This window comes from Mycolicibacterium monacense, from assembly GCF_010731575.1.
Classification (GTDB): Bacteria; Actinomycetota; Actinomycetes; order Mycobacteriales; family Mycobacteriaceae; genus Mycobacterium; species Mycobacterium monacense.
The window spans coordinates 2,114,854-2,131,794 of sequence record NZ_AP022617.1 but is presented as its reverse complement, the minus strand read 5'-3'; the positions used below and the strand labels follow the sequence as shown (position 1 = coordinate 2,131,794).

The following is a 16,941-nucleotide window of genomic DNA, read 5'->3' as shown; positions in this document are numbered from 1 at the left end:
GTCACCCAACGCGAGATCGGTGTACTGCGGTCGATGTCGACCCCTCAGATCGCCGTCGACGCGGGGTGCTGCTTTCATGTTCGCGCCCGCACACGTCCCGAGGTATGGAACCGGTGCGCCGAGAGCTTTCGGCAGTCACCGCGGCTATCCGTTCAATGCCTGTTCGACTGCGGCCTTCAAGTCGTCGTAGCTCCTGAATTCCACTTCGGTTCCGTCGATGAAGAAGGTCGGTGTGCCCTTGACCCCGAGGGCCTTGCCGTCAGCGACATCGACATTGACACGATCGAGTGTGGCGGGGTCGTTGTAGGCGGCATCGAACGCCGCCATGTCGAGCCCGAGTTCGGCTGCGAATCCGCGGAATCGGGAGTCCGCAGGAGTTTGTTGTTCGCCCCACTCGCTCTGCGTCTCGTACATCTTCTTGTACATCGGTTCGAACTTGTCCTGTTGGGCGGCCGCCTCGACCGCGCGCGCCGCCCGCTCTGCGTTGAAGTGAGACTGAATGGGGAAGTAGCGGATGACGAAGTTGACGCGGTCCCCGTACTCGGCGCGCAGCTGTTCGACCATCGGGAAGGCCGCGCGACACGCTTCGCATTCGAAGTCGAGGAACTCGACGAAGGCGACATCGCTGTTCGGCACGGTGGTGAGGCGGCGACTGTTGTCCCGGACCAGCTGACCGACGTCTTCACCCTGGCCTTGCGCGGAGGTCGGGGCGTCCTTGTCCTGGGCCGAGAGATACACGCCAACCCCGATGATCATGGTGATGACCGCGAAGACGGTCAGCAGAATGCGTGTGAGAGGTGCCATTGGAATGCGTCCTTCATCAGTTTCACCGAACGTCTGTGATGCGCCGGCGCAGCCCCGTACCGCAGCACCGACCCGAACCGCGCCCGCGGTTGAGCATCGCGTGTCCGACTATATACGGAGGAAGACCGTAGATCGGTCATGCCTTCGGCTGGCGCTAGATCGGACGCTGGGGCGCGGATTCGATGGACGGCCGTCGAGTGAGACGCCACATTCCCCACCAGGCGACCGGTGCGAGAGCGACGACGGTCCACATTCCGGGCACGTAGCCGGCCCCGCCGGGATCGAGCCACGGGAACACCGCAAAGTGCGCCAACTCCGTGAGGCCCAAAGAGGCGAAGAACGTCCATGCCAGGTATCGGCCGATCGGGCGGCCGCGCCGCATGAGGACGGGAACCAACAGCCAGGCGCCCGCGGAGACGGCGACGAGCAGCACAACGGGCACCGAGTTCACCGCAGGGGTCGGCACACCCGTGACCGCCGCTAGGAATGCGAAGAACCCCATCTGCTTCTCTTCGACGCGGTGGGCCAGGAACAACAACAGGGCGATCCAATACGGTGCGCGAATGTCGGCCCAGCCGCCGCCACTCGGCCACACCAGCCACAGAAGCAAGCCCCCGACGAACCCGGCGGTAAAGATGAGCATGGTTGCCAGCCCGAGCGCCCAATAGCCCACGCTCAACGCCGCGGTCGTTAGCGCGACTGCGGCGGCGACGGCCGGCCACGGCCGCGTGTTCTGGTTCGACGTCGTGACCGCCATTGTCCTTCAGTCCCTTCGCCCGCCCACGAGTGCGGCAAGATCGGCGGGCGCGGCCATCGGGGTCATGAGGCCCGCGTCGACCCGATCGGTGTTGCCCCCGGGATAGCGCACGGTCAGCGATCCCGGCGCAGCGACAATCAGGCGAACAACCTGGCCGAAAGCTTCGCGACGGTCTCGGTGGCGCAGCGCCAAGGCCAGCATCGCCGCGTGATTGCAGGTGTGTAGCCAAGGGTCGGGTTGCGACACGATGTGTGCCCGTTCCCAATGCCGCCACCGCTGCCTGGCGGATGGTGTGCGCTTTGCAGCGGCCATCTCCCGCCGATACGCCTCCCGGGGGCGGCGCGACGGCGCTGCGCCCGACCGGCACAGACGACGAGTGTGCGCGGTGCTGCTCAACACCAATTCCGGTTCGGCAGTAGGTCGATCGCCGCGGCGAAGGCATTTCGCGGTCGCACCATCACCAGTGGTGTTCACTTCGACGGGTCGACTCGTCACGGGGATTCGTGGGTTCCGCAGCGCAGCAGGTGCATCCGCCGCTGCAGGTTTCCCGACGATCAAGGACCACCGGTGCGGGCGCCGGCGTCGGGGCGCAGCAGGCATCGACGGGTGTCGGGGAGGTGGGGAGGGTGACGTGGTGCGCCGCCGCTGCAGCTATCCGCTGCGGTTCGACGCCGGGTAGGGGATGGGTGCGTGCGGCGCGGATCGCGTTGAGGATGACGAGTACTTCTGCCGCCTCGTGGATCAATACCACGGTGGCCAGCCCGAGAACCCCGAAGGCGGCGAGGGGAATGAGGATGGTGATGATCGCCAGCGACAGTCCGATGTTCTGCAGCATGATTTTGCGGGCTCGGCGGGCGTGAGCGAGGACTTGGGGGAGGTGACGCAGATCCTCGCCCATCAGCGCGACATCGGCGGTTTCGATGGCGACGTCGGTGCCCATCGCGCCCATAGCAATGCCGATGTCGGCGGTGGCCAGTGCGGGGGCGTCGTTGACCCCGTCGCCGACCATGGCGATGGGCCGGCCGCCGGAGAGTTCGGACAGCAGGCGTGCTTTGTCTTCGGGAAGCAGGTCGGCGTGCACGACAGTGATGCCGGCGGCTTCGGCCACGGCCGTTGCCGTGCGGGAGTTGTCGCCGGTCAGCATCGCGGTGGTGATGCCCAGCTCGTGTAGTTGCCGTATCACTTCCGGCGCTTCGGGGCGCAGCTCGTCGCGGACCGCGATCGCCGCCACCACCACGGTGTCGCATTCGAGCAGGACCACTGTCGCCCCGGCCGATTGGAGGCGCACGACGTCGGCGGCGAATTCTCCGGCCGCGACCCAGCCCGGCTTCCCCAGACGGATCCTGCGACCGTCGACGCGGCCACTGATGCCATGGCCGACAACGGCGGTCACGTCTTCAGCCGCGACGATGTCGCGGCCTGCAGCGTCGGTAATTGCCCGGGCCAGGGGGTGCCCACTACGGGACTCGACTGCGCAGGCGAGGCGCAGGGCTTCGGCCTCGCTGACGCCGCTGGCGGTCACCGTCTCTATCACTTGGGGGCTGTTTCGGGTCAGCGTGCCCGTCTTGTCAAGGGCAATCACGGCGATGCGTCCGAGTTCCTCGACGGCGGCGCCTCCCTTGACGAGGGCGCCTTGTCGACTGGCAGCGCCGATGGCGGCCACAACGGTGAGTGGCACAGCGATGGCCAGAGCGCAGGGTGAGGCGGCGACGAGGACCACGAGCGCGCGTTCGAGCCACAGCATCGGCTCGCCCACCAGCGCGCCAAACGCCGCAACAGCGGCGGCCAGAACCATGATCGCTGGGACGAGAGGGCGGGCGATCCGGTCCGCCAACCGCTGACCCGCACCCTTGCGCTCCTGAGCCTGTTCGACGATGTGAACGATGCGGGCGAGCGAGCTGTCGGCGGCGACGGCGGTGACGGCGACTTCGACCGCCCCGCCGCCGTTGATCGCACCGGCATGCACCTCACCGCCGGGTCCTGCCTCGACTGGAACCGATTCTCCGGTAATCGCCGACACGTCCAAGCTGGTGCGACCGGAGGTGATGACGCCGTCGGTGGCGGCACGGTCTCCTGGCCGTAACACCATCACGTCGTCGATGAGCAAATCGTCCGGGCGCACAGGGATTTCGTGGCCGTCGCGGATCACGGTCGCCGATGGCGGCACGAGCGACAGCAGGGCGCGCAGGCTTCGGCGGGTTCGGGTGACGGCGTAGTGCTCGAGTCCTTCGGCGATGGAGAACAGGATTCCGAGCAGCGCGGCTTCTTCGACCTGTCCAAGCGCCACGGCGCCGACCGCGGCGATCGTCATCAGCGTGCCAACGCCGACGCGGCCGTGTCGAAGACTGCGAACGGCTCCCGGCGCGAACGTTGCGGCCCCGGCGGCAACCGCCGCGAGCTCAAGCCCCATGCCGATGGAGGAAAGACCGCTTCGGTGCAACGCCCAGCCGCCGAGGAGCAACGCCGCCGCCAGGGCCGCCAGCTGCAGTTCGCGGACTCCCCACCACTTGTCCGGTCCCGATCCGGGCTCGGTGTCGACTCCATTGGCCGCGGGCCCGCAGCATGGGTCAGACATGGCGTGCCTCGGAGGCCGGTTGGCGGTATCCGTGCGCCAGCACGGCCTCGGTCAAGGATCGGCCGCGGTCGGTGAGTCGGTACATCACCATCCGGGCTTGCCGCCGAGAAGTCACCAGACCGGCGATCTTGAGCTGCCGCAGGTGGTGGGATACGAGGTTCTGCGACTGCCCGACCACCCAGGCCATGTCACATACACACAGTTCCTCGCCGGCAAGCAGCGCTGAGGCGATGGTCAGTCGCGTCGGGTCGCTCAGAGCCCGCGCTGCGGTTGCCAGTGATTCGGCGTCGACGAGTAACGGTAGCCGGGAACGAATTCGCTCGGCATGGGGCAGGTCCAAGCACAACAGATCGCAGTGATCAAGCTGCGGCTCGCTCATCCGAACATACTAACGAACGTTGATATCGCCTGATAGGGGTGGGACTTCACGGGGGCCGGCGTGTCGGCGGAGCTGCACGCCGCCCGCGTCGAACGCGACACGCGCCGACGTCGGGCTACCTACTGCGTGCCAGGCACACCTACAATCCGCCGGCCTGAATGTACGGAGATGGATAGTAGGAACCGGTGCTTACCCGGCGTGCCGTCGGCCCTGATGCCCGTGGGGCTGACAAGCTATGCGCGTGCGAGCCGTCGTCACCGGACTTGTCGCTATGACCGTGTTGCTCTGCGCGCCGACACCCGTCGCCGCCGCTGAGATCGGACAGCGCATCGCACAGGCAGACGCCTACCTCGCCACTCGTCCCGGCACGGTGGGCTACGTGCTTCGCGACCGGACGACCGGACAGGCTCACCGCAACGACGCGGCTACCACGATGATGTGGACCGCATCCACTATCAAGCTAGCGATGGTGGTTGATTTGTTGACTCGGGCTCGCGCCGGCCAGATCGCCTTGACCCCGGCCGACCGCCAACTCATGGCCAACATGATGCACTCATCGGACAGCGACGCTGCCGATACGCTTTGGGAACGCTACAGCGGACCCGACAACATGACGTTCAACCGCAATTTCGCCACGTACGGACTTACCAGCCTGCAACCGCAGCAGGGGTTCAGCGGCACCTACCCGTACTGGGGTTTCCAAAAGGCCACGAGCGAAGACCTCGACCGGCTGATGAACTACACCCTCACCAGCTTGCCTGCGGCCCAAACCGCGGCCATCGTGTCGGAGATGCAACACCTCGACGCCAACCAGCAGTGGGGAGTGTGGGGAGCGGGCGCGGCCATGACTCCCGGCAACAAGAACGGGTGGTCCCAAGAACAGGGCGGCTGGGTCGTCAACAGCGTCGGTTTCGCCGGCCCTCGACAACGGTACACGTTGGCGATCATGAACTCGCTCAACGGCGAAGGCGCCTACGACGACGGCGTGGAAACGACCACGCGGCTGGCGCAGATTCTGCTGGCGCCCGCTTAGCGGGATTCACCACCAACGGACCTTGGAAAACGTCCCAGAACAGGGAGGAACCTGCCGACGGCTTGACCATAGGACCGGTAGGCGTCCCCGTGCGTGTGAACGAGGTATGGCTCCTCCACCACGCGGACCTGCAATTCGATCGCCACGACCAGAAGAATCAATGCAGCCAGCGCCAACACATTCGGGACCATCAACGCCACGCCGGTCGCGAACGACAGCATCGCCGTGAAGATCGGGTTGCGCACGACCGCGAACGCGCCGCGGCGCACCAGAGTCGTGGACTCCTGCACATCGACGCCTATCCGCCACGAATTACCCATGTCGTTCTGCGCGTACAGCGTTCCGGCGAGACCCCCGAGTGCCAACACGGACCCTAATACCTGAAGCCCCCAGACCTCGAAAGCAGCGAGTGGGGCTAGCACGCCAAACACCTGCAAAGCCGGCGCGAGGAGGCCGAGCACCATGGCCACGACGAAACCGACGCCGGCGGCCCATTCTGGTGAGCCCGGCCGGCCGCTGATTCCGTGGAAGCCGGTGGAACCAGTAAGCCGATAGTGGCGCCAACTCCGCCAGCCGAACCCGAGTGCGACAAACATCAAATACAGAACTAGAGCACTTATCGCAGCCACCACAACCACCTCCAAAGTCAAACGTATGCAAACATTGCAATATGTGCAACTATCCGAAGGATGAGAGCGATCCGCAGGCCCGGCGCTAACTCTGATGGCGCGAGTCGCGTAAGCCGCCATATCCCCGCGTCTAATCGGTGAGACTTCCCCGGGACACCGGTTCTGCTGGTGCGGACATGTCCGTAGTTGGCGGTGATGCCCCCTGCCGATGACATCACCGGCTCGGTACGCGCACCATTGGCACATGAGAGTGGAGATCGTCTATGTCGAAGGGTGTCCGAATTGGCGGGAAGCCGGTGCCCATTTGGGCGCGGCAGCAGCTGGACTGGTCGACGTCGAGATCACGTATCGGCGGGTCGCTACGGATGATGAGGCGGCGGCCTTGTCGTTCGCGGGCTCTCCAACGATTCTCGTCGATGGCATAGACGCTTTTGACGATGCGGTCCCGGCGATGGAGTTGGCGTGCCGGCTATATCAGACCGATGCCGGTTTGATGGGTTTGCCGACGGTTACCCAGCTCGCGGAGGCATTGCGGCGGCGGCTGCCGATCGACTGATCGCGGCGTGCGGGCAGGCCAAGGCTTCGGTCAGAATTGCGGCATGAATCTACCGAGCTGCACACGGACTCCTTCCGGTCGCGGGCAATGACTGAACCGGCTGCGGCGTGACGCTGAATCGCCCGAGCGCGCGGCGCGTACCGACGGGTTGGTGAGGCGTCTTCATCGAATCTTCATCGGAACTCGAACCGACCCATACGCGGAGTCCTGAGGCTGGACCGAGGCGGCGAGAGCGCTTGCCGTGTGTGTGGACGCATGGTGTCAGGAAGATGTATGAGAAAGGATGTGCGATGCAGCACAAGCGATATGGATTTGGGTTTGCGGCGTTAGCGGCGGCGGCCCTGTTCGTCAGCGCCTGTTCGAATGCGACAACAGACTCTCAGTCATCGACCAGCAGCCCGGCGGCACCATCGGCCTCGCCCAGCGCTGCCAGCAGCGACGCTACCCATAACGACGCTGATGTGACGTTCGCCCAAGGCATGATTCCTCATCACCAGCAGGCGATCGAGATGAGCGACATGCTTCTCCGCAAGCAGGGCATCGATCCCGAGGTCATCTCACTCGCTGACGAGATCAAGAATGCTCAAGGCCCCGAGATCGAGCAGATGCAGGGTTGGCTCCAGGAGTGGGGGGCGTCGTCCTCGCCTGCACCTGCGACCAGCACCGCTATGCCTGGCCACGACATGCCTGCTCACCAGATGCCCAGCGGCGACATGGGCAAGATGCCTGATATGGGCGGCAGCGGTCACGGCATGATGTCGGAAGCCGACATGGCTGCGCTGCAGAACGCGCAGGGCGCGGAGGCGAGCCGACTTTTCTTGACGCAGATGATCGCCCATCACAAGGGCGCAATCATGATGGCGCAGCAGGAGATCGACAACGGCCAGTTCCCCGCGGCGGTGGAGATGGCGCGCAACATCGTGACTTCTCAGCAAGCGGAGATCGACACTATGCAGGGCATGCTGGACAAGTAACAGGTCAGAAGCACGACGGTTAGGTCCGCGTTGAGGCAGCCGTAACAGGCAGCTCTTCGGCGCGCACCTCACCGATGGGTAAGTCGACGGTGAATGTTGCGCCGCCGCCGGGGCCCGCGCTCGCTACGGAGATGGCTCCGCCGTGGGCCTCGACCAGCGCTTTGGCGATGGCGAGCCCTAAACCGGCGCCGCCGTGCTCGCGGTCGCGGGCGGAGTCTGCCCGATAGAACCGCTCGAACACCCGGTTGACGTGCTCGGCGGCAATCCCTTCACCGGTGTCGGCGACGGCGATCCTCAACCGGTCGCCGTCGCGGACACAGTTGACTTCGACCGACCCGCCGGAAGGCGTGTGCCGCAGCGCATTTTCCAGCAGATTGCCCAGGACTTGGGAGAGTCGTTGCTCGTCGGCCCACAACGGCGGTAGCGCCTTCTGGAGGCATACGCGTAGTGCGACTCCTTTGTTGTCGTAGCGTTCCTGCGCCGCGGCGACGCACCGGTGTGTTAAGCGGTCGACGTCAATGTTGGTGTACGACATGGAAACTGAACCTTCCTCGGCCTTGGCCAGGGCGGCGACGTCATTGGAGAATCGCACCAGCCGGCGGGTTTGGTCGCGCAGCATGGCCGCCGTCTGCGGCGTCAGAGTGCGCACCCCGTCTTCGAGTGCTTCGATATATGCCTCTAGCACCGCGACCGGTGTGCGGATCTCGTGCGCCAAGTCTCCAAAGAGCTGCTGTCTTGTCGAATCAACGGTTTGGAGCCGGGAAGCCATCTGGTTGAAGGCAGTGGAGAGCGCGTCGAAATCGTCGCCCAGGCGCGGCGATGACACGCGGACGTCGTAATTCCCTTGAGCGACATCGGTGGCAGCGGAGGCAACTTCGGTGATGGACCGTTGGAGCCGTCGACTGAGATAGAAGCTGACGGCCAGCGCGGCCAGTGCCGACACCGCCAGCGCACCCCCGATGGACATCACCGTCGCGTAGCCGTAGGCCTCCTCGGCGTGGACTTCCTCTGGCGAGTTCATCGGCACCCCCGCGCGGTGAAGATGCTCGCGAAACAGGGGAGGGCCGACAACGGCGGCGACCACCGCGGTCGTCACGGCCCCGGCTGCCAGCACGATGGCTTGGGCCGCCAGCAGCCGAAGGCCGATACCAGGACGGCCCCGCCGTCGACGTCGGCGAGCTGTGGACGCAGGCGGGGGAGTCACTGTCCGGTCCCCATCCGGTATCCCACACCTCGCACCGTGGCGATGTAGCGCGGGCGTGCGGCATCATCGCCGAGTTTGCGCCGCAGGTGCCCGATGTGGACGTCGACGAGGTGCTCGTTGCCGACCCAGGGTCCGTCGCGAACGATCTCGAGAAGTTGCCGCCGGCTCAGCACGACTCCGGGCCGGCCGGAGAGCGCTTCGAGGATGTCGAACTCTGTGCGGGTCAACAAGATTAGTTCGTCGTCGATGCGAGCCTCACGGGCGGCGACGTCGACACTCAGCGCACCGAACCGACGCGGTGGTGCCACCTCACGTTCGGCCGTTGCGGTGGCCGATTGCAGGACGCGGGGCCGCCGCAGCATGGCCCGCACGCGCGCCACAAGCTCGCGCGGGCTGAAGGGTTTGGTGATGTAGTCGTCGGCGCCGACAGTGAGGCCGAGGACTGTATCGAGTTCGGTATCACGAGCGGTGAGCATGACGACGTAGGCGTCGGAAAACGTGCGCAGCTGTCTGCAGACTTCCAGTCCATCAATGCCGGGCAGGCCGAGGTCGAGAATGACGACATCGGGATCGAAGTCGCGTGCGACAGCGATAGCGTCGACGCCGTTGCCGGCCACCACGGCCTCGAACTGATCGCGTTCCAGATAGCTGGCCACCACTTCGGCCAGTGGCAGTTCGTCGTCGACGACGAGCGCGCGGTATCCCTTCGCCTGCTCAGGCGATCTACCCGGGTGGCGCTCCATGCTCCCCATGGTGCCCGCCGAAGCGGCCGCGGCGGCGCACGACTTCCGGAACGGCGCAATCTTCAGCAGATCTTTACGAGACTCATACCGATTCCATCCTGCGGCTGGGTGACGCTCACTGTGGAGGAGGGCCTTGCATGCGCTGGCTGATGGACGTCTGCCCGAACAGCCTCGGGTGGCAAACGTGGCTGATCCTGTGCGCCGTTGTCGTCGTGCTGTGGGCCGCCGCCATCGCCGGCGCGACGGCTCTGTTCCGCGCCGCAGCGCCGCAGCGCCGCAGCGAGCGGCGTGAGGCATTGGAGGAGCCCGTTCACAGCGGTCACGCTGGGGCGGATGATGCGTTAACGGTGCAACCGCCACAGCGCTCGCTGTGAGGTGTCAGTACTCGATCAAGCGCGTGACGTAGGGTGTCATGCCGGAGGTGCGCACGGGGGAAATCTTGACGACGGACCCGGTGTAGGGAGCTTCGAGCATCATGCCGTCACCGAGATACATGGACTCGTGCTGGCTGGCGTTGGGGCCGTAGAAGATTAGATCACCACGTCGCATCTGCGATGACGGAACTTTGCGGCCGGCGTTGTACTGCGATCCGGAATAGTGGTCGAGCTTGATGCCCACGCCGGCGAAGGCGTACAGCATGAGCCCGGAACAGTCGAAGCCGACGGTGTTGGCTCCCTGATCGATGCCCCGAGAGGGACCGTTGGCGTTGCCGCCGCCCCACGAGTAGGGAACTCCCAGTTGTGACATGGCGCGTCGGATCACGAACTCAGAGGCCTGCCGGCCGTTCAGGCTGGGGATGCGTCCATTGGTGATGCCGGGATCTGCGGCGGCGGCCGCCGGGGAGAGAATGCCCAGTTTGGTAAGGAACTTTCGGCCCATGTCGGCAGTCAGCTGCACCGAGGTCGCCATGATCTTGAGGATCGCGTTGATGATGGCTACCGGGTCGCCGGCCACATTGGCGCTGGGCACCATCGGCAGCGTGGTGTCCCAGAGGCCGGCGCCAGAATTGTCGGCCGGCAAAGAGTCGCTTCGGTCCCATTGGTCGCCGGGTGCCTGCGCGGCGCCGGGTTGAGGAACCGTGGGCGCAGTCGCGGTCCCTGCTACCGGCCGGGCGGCACCGAGTCGGGCTTGCGCCGAGTCACGTTCGGCGGCAAGCCTATTAATTTCGTCCTGCCGTGCCGCGAAGGTCTGCTGCGCCTCCTGAAGGGCGGCGACCGCGTCGTCCTGGCGGCGCTGCGCCTCGGCGGCGGCGCCCTCAGCGCGCGCCCGGGCAGCCGTCGCGGTTGAGAGCTTGTTGGCGTGATCGGTCTGCCTGCGCACGAGGTCATCCCTGACCTTCTGGAAGCTGATGATCAGGCTCTGTTGCGTCGAGGCTCCAGCAAGGATTTCCTCCGGCCCGTCTGCCAGTGGCAGCGCACCCGACGGCCCGTTCATATACATCGATGCGGCGAACTGATCGAAGCGTTGTTGCGCGGCGTCGATCGCCACCTGACTGTCGGCGAGGCCCTGCTCACTGGCGGCAACCTCACGCTGCGCGTCCGCGAGAATGTCGCGAGCAGCAGCAATCTCGACGAGGGCCTTGTTGACGCCCTCTTGCTTGATCTGGATATCGGCACCGACATCGGCTACCCGCTGATTCGCCTCGGCGACAGCCGCAACCAGGGACGGAATGTCCTTGTTGTCGCCGTCTGGTGCGCCGTCATGTTCGGCAGCCGCGATACCTGAAGGGCTGAGCATCAGCGTCGACATCAGTGCGCAGAGAGTGAGAAGTGAAGTGAGGCAACGCATCGGATCTCCTCACCTGGGTTGAGCGTCGTCGGGCTACCGAGCGAGGGCCAGCGCACGGCATTCTCGGATCGGACCTACTGCCCAGCAAAGTACGGAGCACGATAGTAGGCAGTTGAAAACGTACATCACTTGCGCACCAGGGGAAACGCCTGTCACAGTCTCAAGTCGGTAACGACTCTGCGAGGCTCCGTGGACAACCCGCAGGCGGCCCCTCAATCATCGTCTGTCAGCGCTGCGGCGAAGCTGATGCCCAGTTGACAGCTCCCGTGCGTGATCGGCTCCGCCCGCACGGCGGCGTGGAATGCACTGACGAGGCCATGAACGCCGGGTGCGGCGCATCGGAACTTTCGAGGTCGGGCGCTACATTGGGGGTCTGGTAGGGGTCGATGGGCAAAGTACTCCAGCTCGTCGTGGACAGCAGGAGCGGCGCGGAATGGAACAGCGAGGGTTCGGCGACCTCTATGCAGTAGTCATGGATTGCGTGTGGGATTGCGCGGGGCCCATCACAGTGGGCGACGGCTTCGACGAGATCTCCGGGAAGCGCCAGTCCTACACCAGTGTGATGCCGACGATAGACAACCTGTACCGCGAGGGTCGGCTGAGGACTCAGCGCCGTGGGAAAGGCTATGTATACCCGGCATCGATGGGCCACGAGGGGTGTTCAGCGCAATTGGTGCGGGCTGCTATCGACTGCGGCGGTGATACCAGTGCGGTGTTGGTCGTAGTCGATCAGATGAGTGCGGAGCAGTCGGCGCAACTGAAGTCGGCTACGTGTAGGGGGCGGCGATGATGACTACGGCGCTGTGGCTGCTGCTTTACGGGGGTGCGCTTGCGTGGTTGGCTCCTCCGGTTCTGCGGCGAATGACCGGCCAGGGAATCAGCCCTCATATGGGAGTCGCCGCATGGCTAATCACGGTCGCCGCAACCCTGGCGGCTTGGCTGGTCGCGGTCTCGATGGTCATCGGTGCAACGGCGGACAGTATTCGCACTGGCGCGGTGGTGACGCTGTGTCTTGAACTGTTCGGATTTTCCGAACACACACCGATGGCGGGCAGGATCGGATCTGTTGCCCTCATCGGTGTGGGGACCCTGACGTTAGGGTTCGGAGGACTGCGGATGAGCCGTAGCCTGTCCCGCCTACGCGCGCGGAGTCACGAGCACGCACATGCCGCGCGGATCATTGGCCGGCCCACCGGTCACCCCAACGTGGTTGTCGTGGACGCCGACCGGCCCGCCGCCTACTGTGTGGGCGGCCGCCTGAACACCATTATCGTCACCTCCGCGGCCATCAAGACGTTGAACCGGTCGCAACTGAAAGCGGTTCTGGCACACGAAGATGCCCACATCTCGGGGCGCCACCACCACATCCTCATGGGGCTGCGTGCCCTCGCCGTCACTTTGCCCCGCCTGCCGCTTTTCGCTACGGCACGCCATTCTGTAGCAGAACTGCTGGAGATGTGCGCCGACGATACCGCCGCGCGGCGCGTCGGCACTCGCCCTCTGCTTGCCGGGCTGATTGCTCTGGCCGGACATCAACCTCCTGTGCACGAAGGCCTAGCCGCAGCGGGAACGGCGGTCGTCGCTCGAGCGGAACGATTGGTCACCCCCACGTGCCGCCACGTGCGATGGCGCCACCGTATCTGCTTAGCTGCCGCGATCATCGCCATGCTTGCGACACCAGCTCTCATCCAGCTGCTCTGCCACCACTGAGGACCTGACGACAGCCGACACGATTGCGGCGGCGAAGACATCGACGCGGTCGACCGAAACCCAAAAAGCCGACATCGGATGTCGCGAGAACACGGGCTGAAAGCGGATAGTCGACGACATGCGGGACGCCCGGGCTGTGATCTACGTAGTAACAACGTAGATCACGATATGCTGGTTGTCAGAACCCGCGTAGGCAATCCAGTAACCGCGATGCGCGTCGTCGACAGGAGGCTGCCACGACCATCGAGTCACACCTCGGACCGGGTAGTGCCGCATCTCCGGTGGCGGCCGCCGGCCGCATCCGCGTTCTGCTCGTTGAGCCGCGACGCATCTACGCCGACATGCTGGCCCACCGTATGCACGCCGGAGATTTCGCCGTTACGGTCGCATGCTCGGAAACCGCAGCACTCACCGCATTGCGTGTCGTTGACCCCGACGTGGTGGTGGTCTGCGTAGGGCCAACGGACCAGGGAGCTGCTGTCCTTGACCGTGTTCGTCAGGTGGCACAAGGTGGCGTAGTCGCGCTTACTGATGCAGAGATGGCGCCGCTGGTGTCACGTGTCGCAGTGGTGGCGATCGGCGACTCGGAGATGCTGAGTACACGAATTAGACGCGCGCTCAGGCACATCGGCGTGTGCGGTGCGGCCGGCGATACGCAGCGACGGCAAATCGACGACCTCGTGGTCGATGTCGCGGCTCGGCGGGTGTATCAGCGAGGAAACGTTGTACCGCTCACTCGGACAGAGTTCGCGATCCTGCGGGCACTATCGGACAATCCGGGCGAACCCGTGACGTGCCGGCGACTCCAGGAGAGTCTCTGGGGAGCCTCGCACCCCGGCGGTCGGGCTGCTCTGGGGGTGCATGTGGGCAATCTCCGTCGCAAGCTCGGGGACGACCCGACCTGTCCGCGCTACGTCCGCACTGTCCGCGGCATCGGCTACTGTCTCGTCGGTTGATTCGGTCACCCGCTGAGGTGAACGGCTCTGCGGGCGTGCTAATTGAGCCTCGCGCTCAGCTCTCGATAATCCGGACGACGTAGGGCGTCATGCCCCCTGTTCGCACTGGGGAGACCTTGATCGGGACGCCGGTCTGCTGCGCCTCAATCATTTGACCGCCGCCCAGGTAGATAGCTTCGTGCTGACTCCCGCCCGGCCCCCAGAACAGCAGGTCGCCCCGCTTCGCTTGGGAGGGCGGCACCTTTCGGCCGGCGTCGTACTGGTCACCGGACCATCGCGGGAGCAGAACACCGACGCCGGCGAACGCGAACCGTGTCAGGCCTGAACAGTCAAAGCCCACGGTGCCTGCTCCCTGGTCGACGCCGCGGCTTGGACCGGTGAGGCTTCCGCCACCCCACGAGTAGGGAACACCGATTTGCGTTCCCGCCCTGCGAATCACGTACTCGATCGCTTGCGCACCATTGACCCGATTTCCGCGCACGCTCGTCGACGGATCCGCGGCGGGGCTGACAATTCCCAGGCTGCTGAGGAAGCTGCGACCCATATTCATGGCCGTCTGCGTCGCCATGGCCGTTGCCTGCAGGGATGCGTTCGCGATGGCAACCGGATCGCCGGGAGCGCCCGCGCTCGGTATCTTCGGAAGCAATGGGTCCCACGGCCCGGCGGCAGGTTGGGCCGACGCGACCGGTGCGCACGCGAGGAAAAGCAAGACGACGATAGCGATCACACCGGGGAGCCGTCGAACACGTCCCGCAACAAGGATTGCCGGGTCGCAACGGTCAGCGCGGGCAGTTGCCGCACCCTTGCTCCGGACGTGTAATCCCATGTCTTCTCCTCGGTGCGCCCGGCGGTGAGTTACTTCACGCACCAATAGCGGGGCTGATCGCATACGTAGGGCGCAGCACCAAAAATACGTAGCTCCTACGTAGAAAAGCGTAACCCACAAAAGCCCCACCAGTAACACCAGCCACATAATTACAGTGGTGAAATTCGCTGCGGCCGTTCGCTTCGATGCGGCAAGTACTGGACTTAAACCCGTTTCACGGTCGGGAAGACGCGCGTGAATGGTGCGCGGACTAACTCAAATGTGCGAGCTTCTCGGCAAGGAGCTCTATGGGCCGTCTTCGGGCGTCAGCAACCATTCTGCCCCGAGCGGTCATGTGAAGCCTCGTCGGCGGTACGCGCCGCCATCGGTCATCGGGGAGCCGATGGGCTCCAGCCACGCCGACAACCGCCCGTACGGCAACGACGTCTCAGAAATGACCTCAAATGCACTGCGGAGTAATTGTTTTCAGATTCGCCGGGCATTGAAGCCATGTCGGCTCGGTGTCAAGAACTTCCGATGCTCAGAGGTTGGCGTTTCCGGCCTTCCATTGCTCCCAGGGGATGTTCCAGTCGCCGAGGCCGTCGGTTCCTGACAGTGTGGGGCCGGTTGTGTTGATGACTTCCACGATGTCGCCGCGTCGGGTGTTGTCGTAGAACCAGCGGGCGTTGGCCGGGTTGACGTTGAGGCATCCGTGGCTGACGTTGGCGATGCCTTGGCTACCCACCGACCATGGCGCTGAGTGCACGTAGATGCCGCTGTAGGACATTTGCGTGGCCCATTCGACTTCGGTGCGGTACCCGTCGGGTGAGTTGACGGGGACTCCGTAGGTGGACGAATCCATCACCAGGAATGAGTAGCGGTCGCCGATGATGTAGGCGCCGTTGTCGGTGGGCGTTTTGGCTTTGCCCATGGAGATGGGCATGGTTTTGACGACTTCGCCGTTGCGCCGTACGGTCATCGTCTTGGTGGCGTCATCGGCGGTGGCGATGATTTGGTCGCCGATTGTGAAGCGCGTGGTGACGTCATCCTGGCCGAAGAGCCCGTCGCCGAAGTCGACCCCGTAAGCCTTGACCGACACCTCAACGGTGGTTCCGGGCTCCCAGTACTCGGCGGGGCGCCAGCGGACTTCACGGCTGCTGAGCCAGTAGAAGGCGCCTTCAACCGGGGGGTTAGTGGTCACCGTGATCGCTTGCTGCGCCGCAACCCGGTTAGCGATGTTCTCGTCAAAGCGAATTGCAATGGGTTGACCCACGCCCACTGTTTCGCCGTCATTGGGCAAGACGTAGGGCATCGTCAGGTTTTCGGGGGAATGGGTTTCGAATGTTGCGCTGGTGCTTGTCGTTCCGCCAAGCCCTTGTGCGTGCGCCTGCAGGGTGTACTGCTTGTTGTAGCCCAGCGGTTCCGCCGATGACCAGGTAACGCCGTCGGGGCCCAGCTGCCCGTTGACAGGTTCGCCCGCCTCGTTGGTCAGCGACACTTGGCCGAGAACACCGTCGCCGGCGGTAACGGTCACGGGGGCATCGACAGCGACGCCGATGGCACCATCAGTGACGGACGCTTCCAGTTTCGGTACGAGCAAGTCTGCGTAGGGCGTGCCCTTGTCGGTGATGACGTCGGGAGTGGGCGCCGCCGTCGGTGATGAGGTGCAGGCGGTCGCGATCAGCAGCACCGCCACCGCGAGGACGGTCGTGCGCAGCCAGTGCGTCGTCGCTCGAAACGCTGGGGGGCAGCCTGTCTGCGGCATGAGTGGGGCTCTCCGTATCGGGTTGTCGTAACGGCTAACGGGCGGCGCACCGCCTGGTGCGTCGCGAGGGCCGGTCGCGGGCGACGGTGCACCGTTCACGGGTATGTCTTCGAGTGTGCTCGTCAGTCGTTTGGCTTTCTTAGTCCTTCGATGAAGATTCGATAAAGGCGGCACTACGAGCTGGCTCCACGGCTTCGCGAGCAACATCTGATAGGGCGCACATTGTGCGAGGATACCCCCGAGGGGTACTTTGCGGTTGTACC

General features: G+C 64.8%; 18 protein-coding genes. 7 read left to right on the top strand and 11 right to left on the bottom strand.

Annotation, left to right across the window (positions count from 1 at the left end):
• Positions 1-144 precede the first annotated feature (144 nt).
• The 5 genes from G6N49_RS10140 to G6N49_RS10120 all read right to left on the bottom strand — a co-directional run bounded on the left by G6N49_RS10140 (position 145) and on the right by G6N49_RS10120 (position 4,515).
• Positions 145-804 carry a DsbA family protein gene (locus G6N49_RS10140; protein WP_064872623.1) on the bottom strand — a complete coding sequence of 220 codons (660 nt, stop codon included), beginning with the start codon at positions 802-804 and terminating at the stop codon, positions 145-147.
• A 154-nt stretch (positions 805-958) separates the two neighbouring features.
• The gene (locus G6N49_RS10135; RefSeq protein WP_179959969.1) at positions 959-1,561 is read right to left on the bottom strand and encodes a hypothetical protein; all 603 of its coding nucleotides are present in this window, start codon (positions 1,559-1,561) and stop codon (positions 959-961) included.
• Positions 1,562-1,567: 6 nt separating this feature from the next.
• Positions 1,568-1,930: a DUF3703 domain-containing protein gene (locus tag G6N49_RS10130; RefSeq protein ID WP_263858058.1), complete on the bottom strand. Its 363-nt coding sequence runs from the start codon at positions 1,928-1,930 to the stop codon at positions 1,568-1,570.
• Positions 1,931-2,018: 88 nt separating this feature from the next.
• Entirely contained in the window at positions 2,019-4,136 is a 2,118-nt protein-coding gene (locus G6N49_RS10125; RefSeq protein WP_064872627.1) for a heavy metal translocating P-type ATPase, read from the bottom strand.
• Positions 4,129-4,515: an ArsR/SmtB family transcription factor gene (locus G6N49_RS10120; RefSeq protein WP_064872630.1), complete on the bottom strand. Its 387-nt coding sequence runs from the start codon at positions 4,513-4,515 to the stop codon at positions 4,129-4,131. Before G6N49_RS10120 ends, G6N49_RS10125 begins: the two co-directional genes overlap by 8 nt.
• Positions 4,516-4,786: 271 nt before the next feature.
• Between G6N49_RS10120 and G6N49_RS10115 the strand changes: the two genes are divergently transcribed.
• On the top strand, positions 4,787-5,548 hold the full coding sequence (locus G6N49_RS10115; protein ID WP_064872679.1) for a serine hydrolase: 762 nt from the start codon (positions 4,787-4,789) through the stop codon (positions 5,546-5,548).
• Here the strand turns inward: G6N49_RS10115 and G6N49_RS10110 are convergent.
• On the bottom strand, positions 5,545-6,144 hold the full coding sequence (locus tag G6N49_RS10110) for a methyltransferase family protein (RefSeq protein WP_064872681.1): 600 nt from the start codon (positions 6,142-6,144) through the stop codon (positions 5,545-5,547). The genes G6N49_RS10115 and G6N49_RS10110 overlap by 4 nt on opposite strands.
• 277 nt (positions 6,145-6,421) lie before the next feature.
• Between G6N49_RS10110 and G6N49_RS10105 the strand changes: the two genes are divergently transcribed.
• Complete coding sequence (locus G6N49_RS10105) at positions 6,422-6,733, top strand: hypothetical protein (RefSeq protein ID WP_064872632.1); 312 nt, start codon at positions 6,422-6,424, stop codon at positions 6,731-6,733.
• 290 nt (positions 6,734-7,023) lie between these two features.
• Positions 7,024-7,707 carry a DUF305 domain-containing protein gene (locus G6N49_RS10100; RefSeq protein WP_064872634.1) on the top strand — a complete coding sequence of 228 codons (684 nt, stop codon included), beginning with the start codon at positions 7,024-7,026 and terminating at the stop codon, positions 7,705-7,707.
• 19 nt (positions 7,708-7,726) lie between these two features.
• Here the strand turns inward: G6N49_RS10100 and G6N49_RS10095 are convergent, their stop codons facing one another.
• On the bottom strand, positions 7,727-8,911 hold the full coding sequence (locus G6N49_RS10095; protein ID WP_064872636.1) for a HAMP domain-containing sensor histidine kinase: 1,185 nt from the start codon (positions 8,909-8,911) through the stop codon (positions 7,727-7,729).
• On the bottom strand, positions 8,908-9,663 hold the full coding sequence (locus G6N49_RS10090) for a response regulator (RefSeq protein WP_064872639.1): 756 nt from the start codon (positions 9,661-9,663) through the stop codon (positions 8,908-8,910). The genes G6N49_RS10095 and G6N49_RS10090 overlap by 4 nt, the downstream gene beginning before the upstream one ends.
• 128 nt (positions 9,664-9,791) lie before the next feature.
• On the opposite strand from G6N49_RS10090, the gene G6N49_RS10085 reads away from it, so the two are divergent.
• Complete coding sequence (locus G6N49_RS10085) at positions 9,792-10,028, top strand: hypothetical protein (protein WP_163647379.1); 237 nt, start codon at positions 9,792-9,794, stop codon at positions 10,026-10,028.
• Positions 10,029-10,032: 4 nt separating this feature from the next.
• Here the strand turns inward: G6N49_RS10085 and ripA are convergent, their stop codons facing one another.
• On the bottom strand, positions 10,033-11,403 hold the full coding sequence (ripA, locus tag G6N49_RS10080; protein WP_372507583.1) for an NlpC/P60 family peptidoglycan endopeptidase RipA: 1,371 nt from the start codon (positions 11,401-11,403) through the stop codon (positions 10,033-10,035).
• Between the two features lie 472 nt (positions 11,404-11,875).
• Between ripA and G6N49_RS10075 the strand changes: the two genes are divergently transcribed.
• From G6N49_RS10075 to G6N49_RS10065, 3 genes are all read left to right on the top strand, one after another.
• Complete coding sequence (locus G6N49_RS10075; RefSeq protein WP_064872643.1) at positions 11,876-12,232, top strand: BlaI/MecI/CopY family transcriptional regulator; 357 nt, start codon at positions 11,876-11,878, stop codon at positions 12,230-12,232.
• Positions 12,232-13,152 (top strand): M56 family metallopeptidase, encoded by a 921-nt coding sequence (locus G6N49_RS10070; protein ID WP_064872683.1) that lies wholly within the window; start codon positions 12,232-12,234, stop codon positions 13,150-13,152. Before G6N49_RS10075 ends, G6N49_RS10070 begins: the two co-directional genes overlap by 1 nt.
• 281 nt (positions 13,153-13,433) lie before the next feature.
• Positions 13,434-14,108, top strand: a complete 675-nt coding sequence (locus G6N49_RS10065; protein WP_082947875.1) for a winged helix-turn-helix transcriptional regulator — start codon at positions 13,434-13,436, stop codon at positions 14,106-14,108.
• 55 nt (positions 14,109-14,163) lie between these two features.
• Here the strand turns inward: G6N49_RS10065 and ripB are convergent, their stop codons facing one another.
• Positions 14,164-14,934 carry an NlpC/P60 family peptidoglycan endopeptidase RipB gene (gene ripB / locus G6N49_RS10060; RefSeq protein ID WP_064872646.1) on the bottom strand — a complete coding sequence of 257 codons (771 nt, stop codon included), beginning with the start codon at positions 14,932-14,934 and terminating at the stop codon, positions 14,164-14,166.
• Positions 14,935-15,454: 520 nt separating this feature from the next.
• Positions 15,455-16,678 (bottom strand): L,D-transpeptidase, encoded by a 1,224-nt coding sequence (locus tag G6N49_RS10055; protein ID WP_064872649.1) that lies wholly within the window; start codon positions 16,676-16,678, stop codon positions 15,455-15,457.
• Between the last annotated feature and the right edge of the window lie 263 nt (positions 16,679-16,941).

Bases quoted from the DNA above. Each gene is read 5' to 3' on its own strand.
- G6N49_RS10140 (WP_064872623.1), bottom strand. From the start codon at position 804: ATGGCACCTCTCACACGCATTCTGCTGACCGTCTTCGCGGTCATCACC.
- G6N49_RS10135 (WP_179959969.1), bottom strand. From the start codon at position 1,561: ATGGCGGTCACGACGTCGAACCAGAACACGCGGCCGTGGCCGGCCGTC.
- G6N49_RS10125 (WP_064872627.1), bottom strand. From the start codon at position 4,136: ATGTCTGACCCATGCTGCGGGCCCGCGGCCAATGGAGTCGACACCGAG.
- G6N49_RS10120 (WP_064872630.1), bottom strand. From the start codon at position 4,515: ATGAGCGAGCCGCAGCTTGATCACTGCGATCTGTTGTGCTTGGACCTG.
- G6N49_RS10115 (WP_064872679.1), top strand. From the start codon at position 4,787: ATGACCGTGTTGCTCTGCGCGCCGACACCCGTCGCCGCCGCTGAGATC.
- G6N49_RS10110 (WP_064872681.1), bottom strand. From the start codon at position 6,144: ATGTTTGTCGCACTCGGGTTCGGCTGGCGGAGTTGGCGCCACTATCGG.
- G6N49_RS10105 (WP_064872632.1), top strand. From the start codon at position 6,422: ATGAGAGTGGAGATCGTCTATGTCGAAGGGTGTCCGAATTGGCGGGAA.
- G6N49_RS10100 (WP_064872634.1), top strand. From the start codon at position 7,024: ATGCAGCACAAGCGATATGGATTTGGGTTTGCGGCGTTAGCGGCGGCG.
- G6N49_RS10090 (WP_064872639.1), bottom strand. From the start codon at position 9,663: ATGGGGAGCATGGAGCGCCACCCGGGTAGATCGCCTGAGCAGGCGAAG.
- G6N49_RS10085 (WP_163647379.1), top strand. From the start codon at position 9,792: ATGCGCTGGCTGATGGACGTCTGCCCGAACAGCCTCGGGTGGCAAACG.
- ripA (WP_372507583.1), bottom strand. From the start codon at position 11,403: ATGTCGACGCTGATGCTCAGCCCTTCAGGTATCGCGGCTGCCGAACAT.
- G6N49_RS10075 (WP_064872643.1), top strand. From the start codon at position 11,876: ATGGAACAGCGAGGGTTCGGCGACCTCTATGCAGTAGTCATGGATTGC.
- G6N49_RS10070 (WP_064872683.1), top strand. From the start codon at position 12,232: ATGACTACGGCGCTGTGGCTGCTGCTTTACGGGGGTGCGCTTGCGTGG.
- ripB (WP_064872646.1), bottom strand. From the start codon at position 14,934: ATGGGATTACACGTCCGGAGCAAGGGTGCGGCAACTGCCCGCGCTGAC.
- G6N49_RS10055 (WP_064872649.1), bottom strand. From the start codon at position 16,678: ATGCCGCAGACAGGCTGCCCCCCAGCGTTTCGAGCGACGACGCACTGG.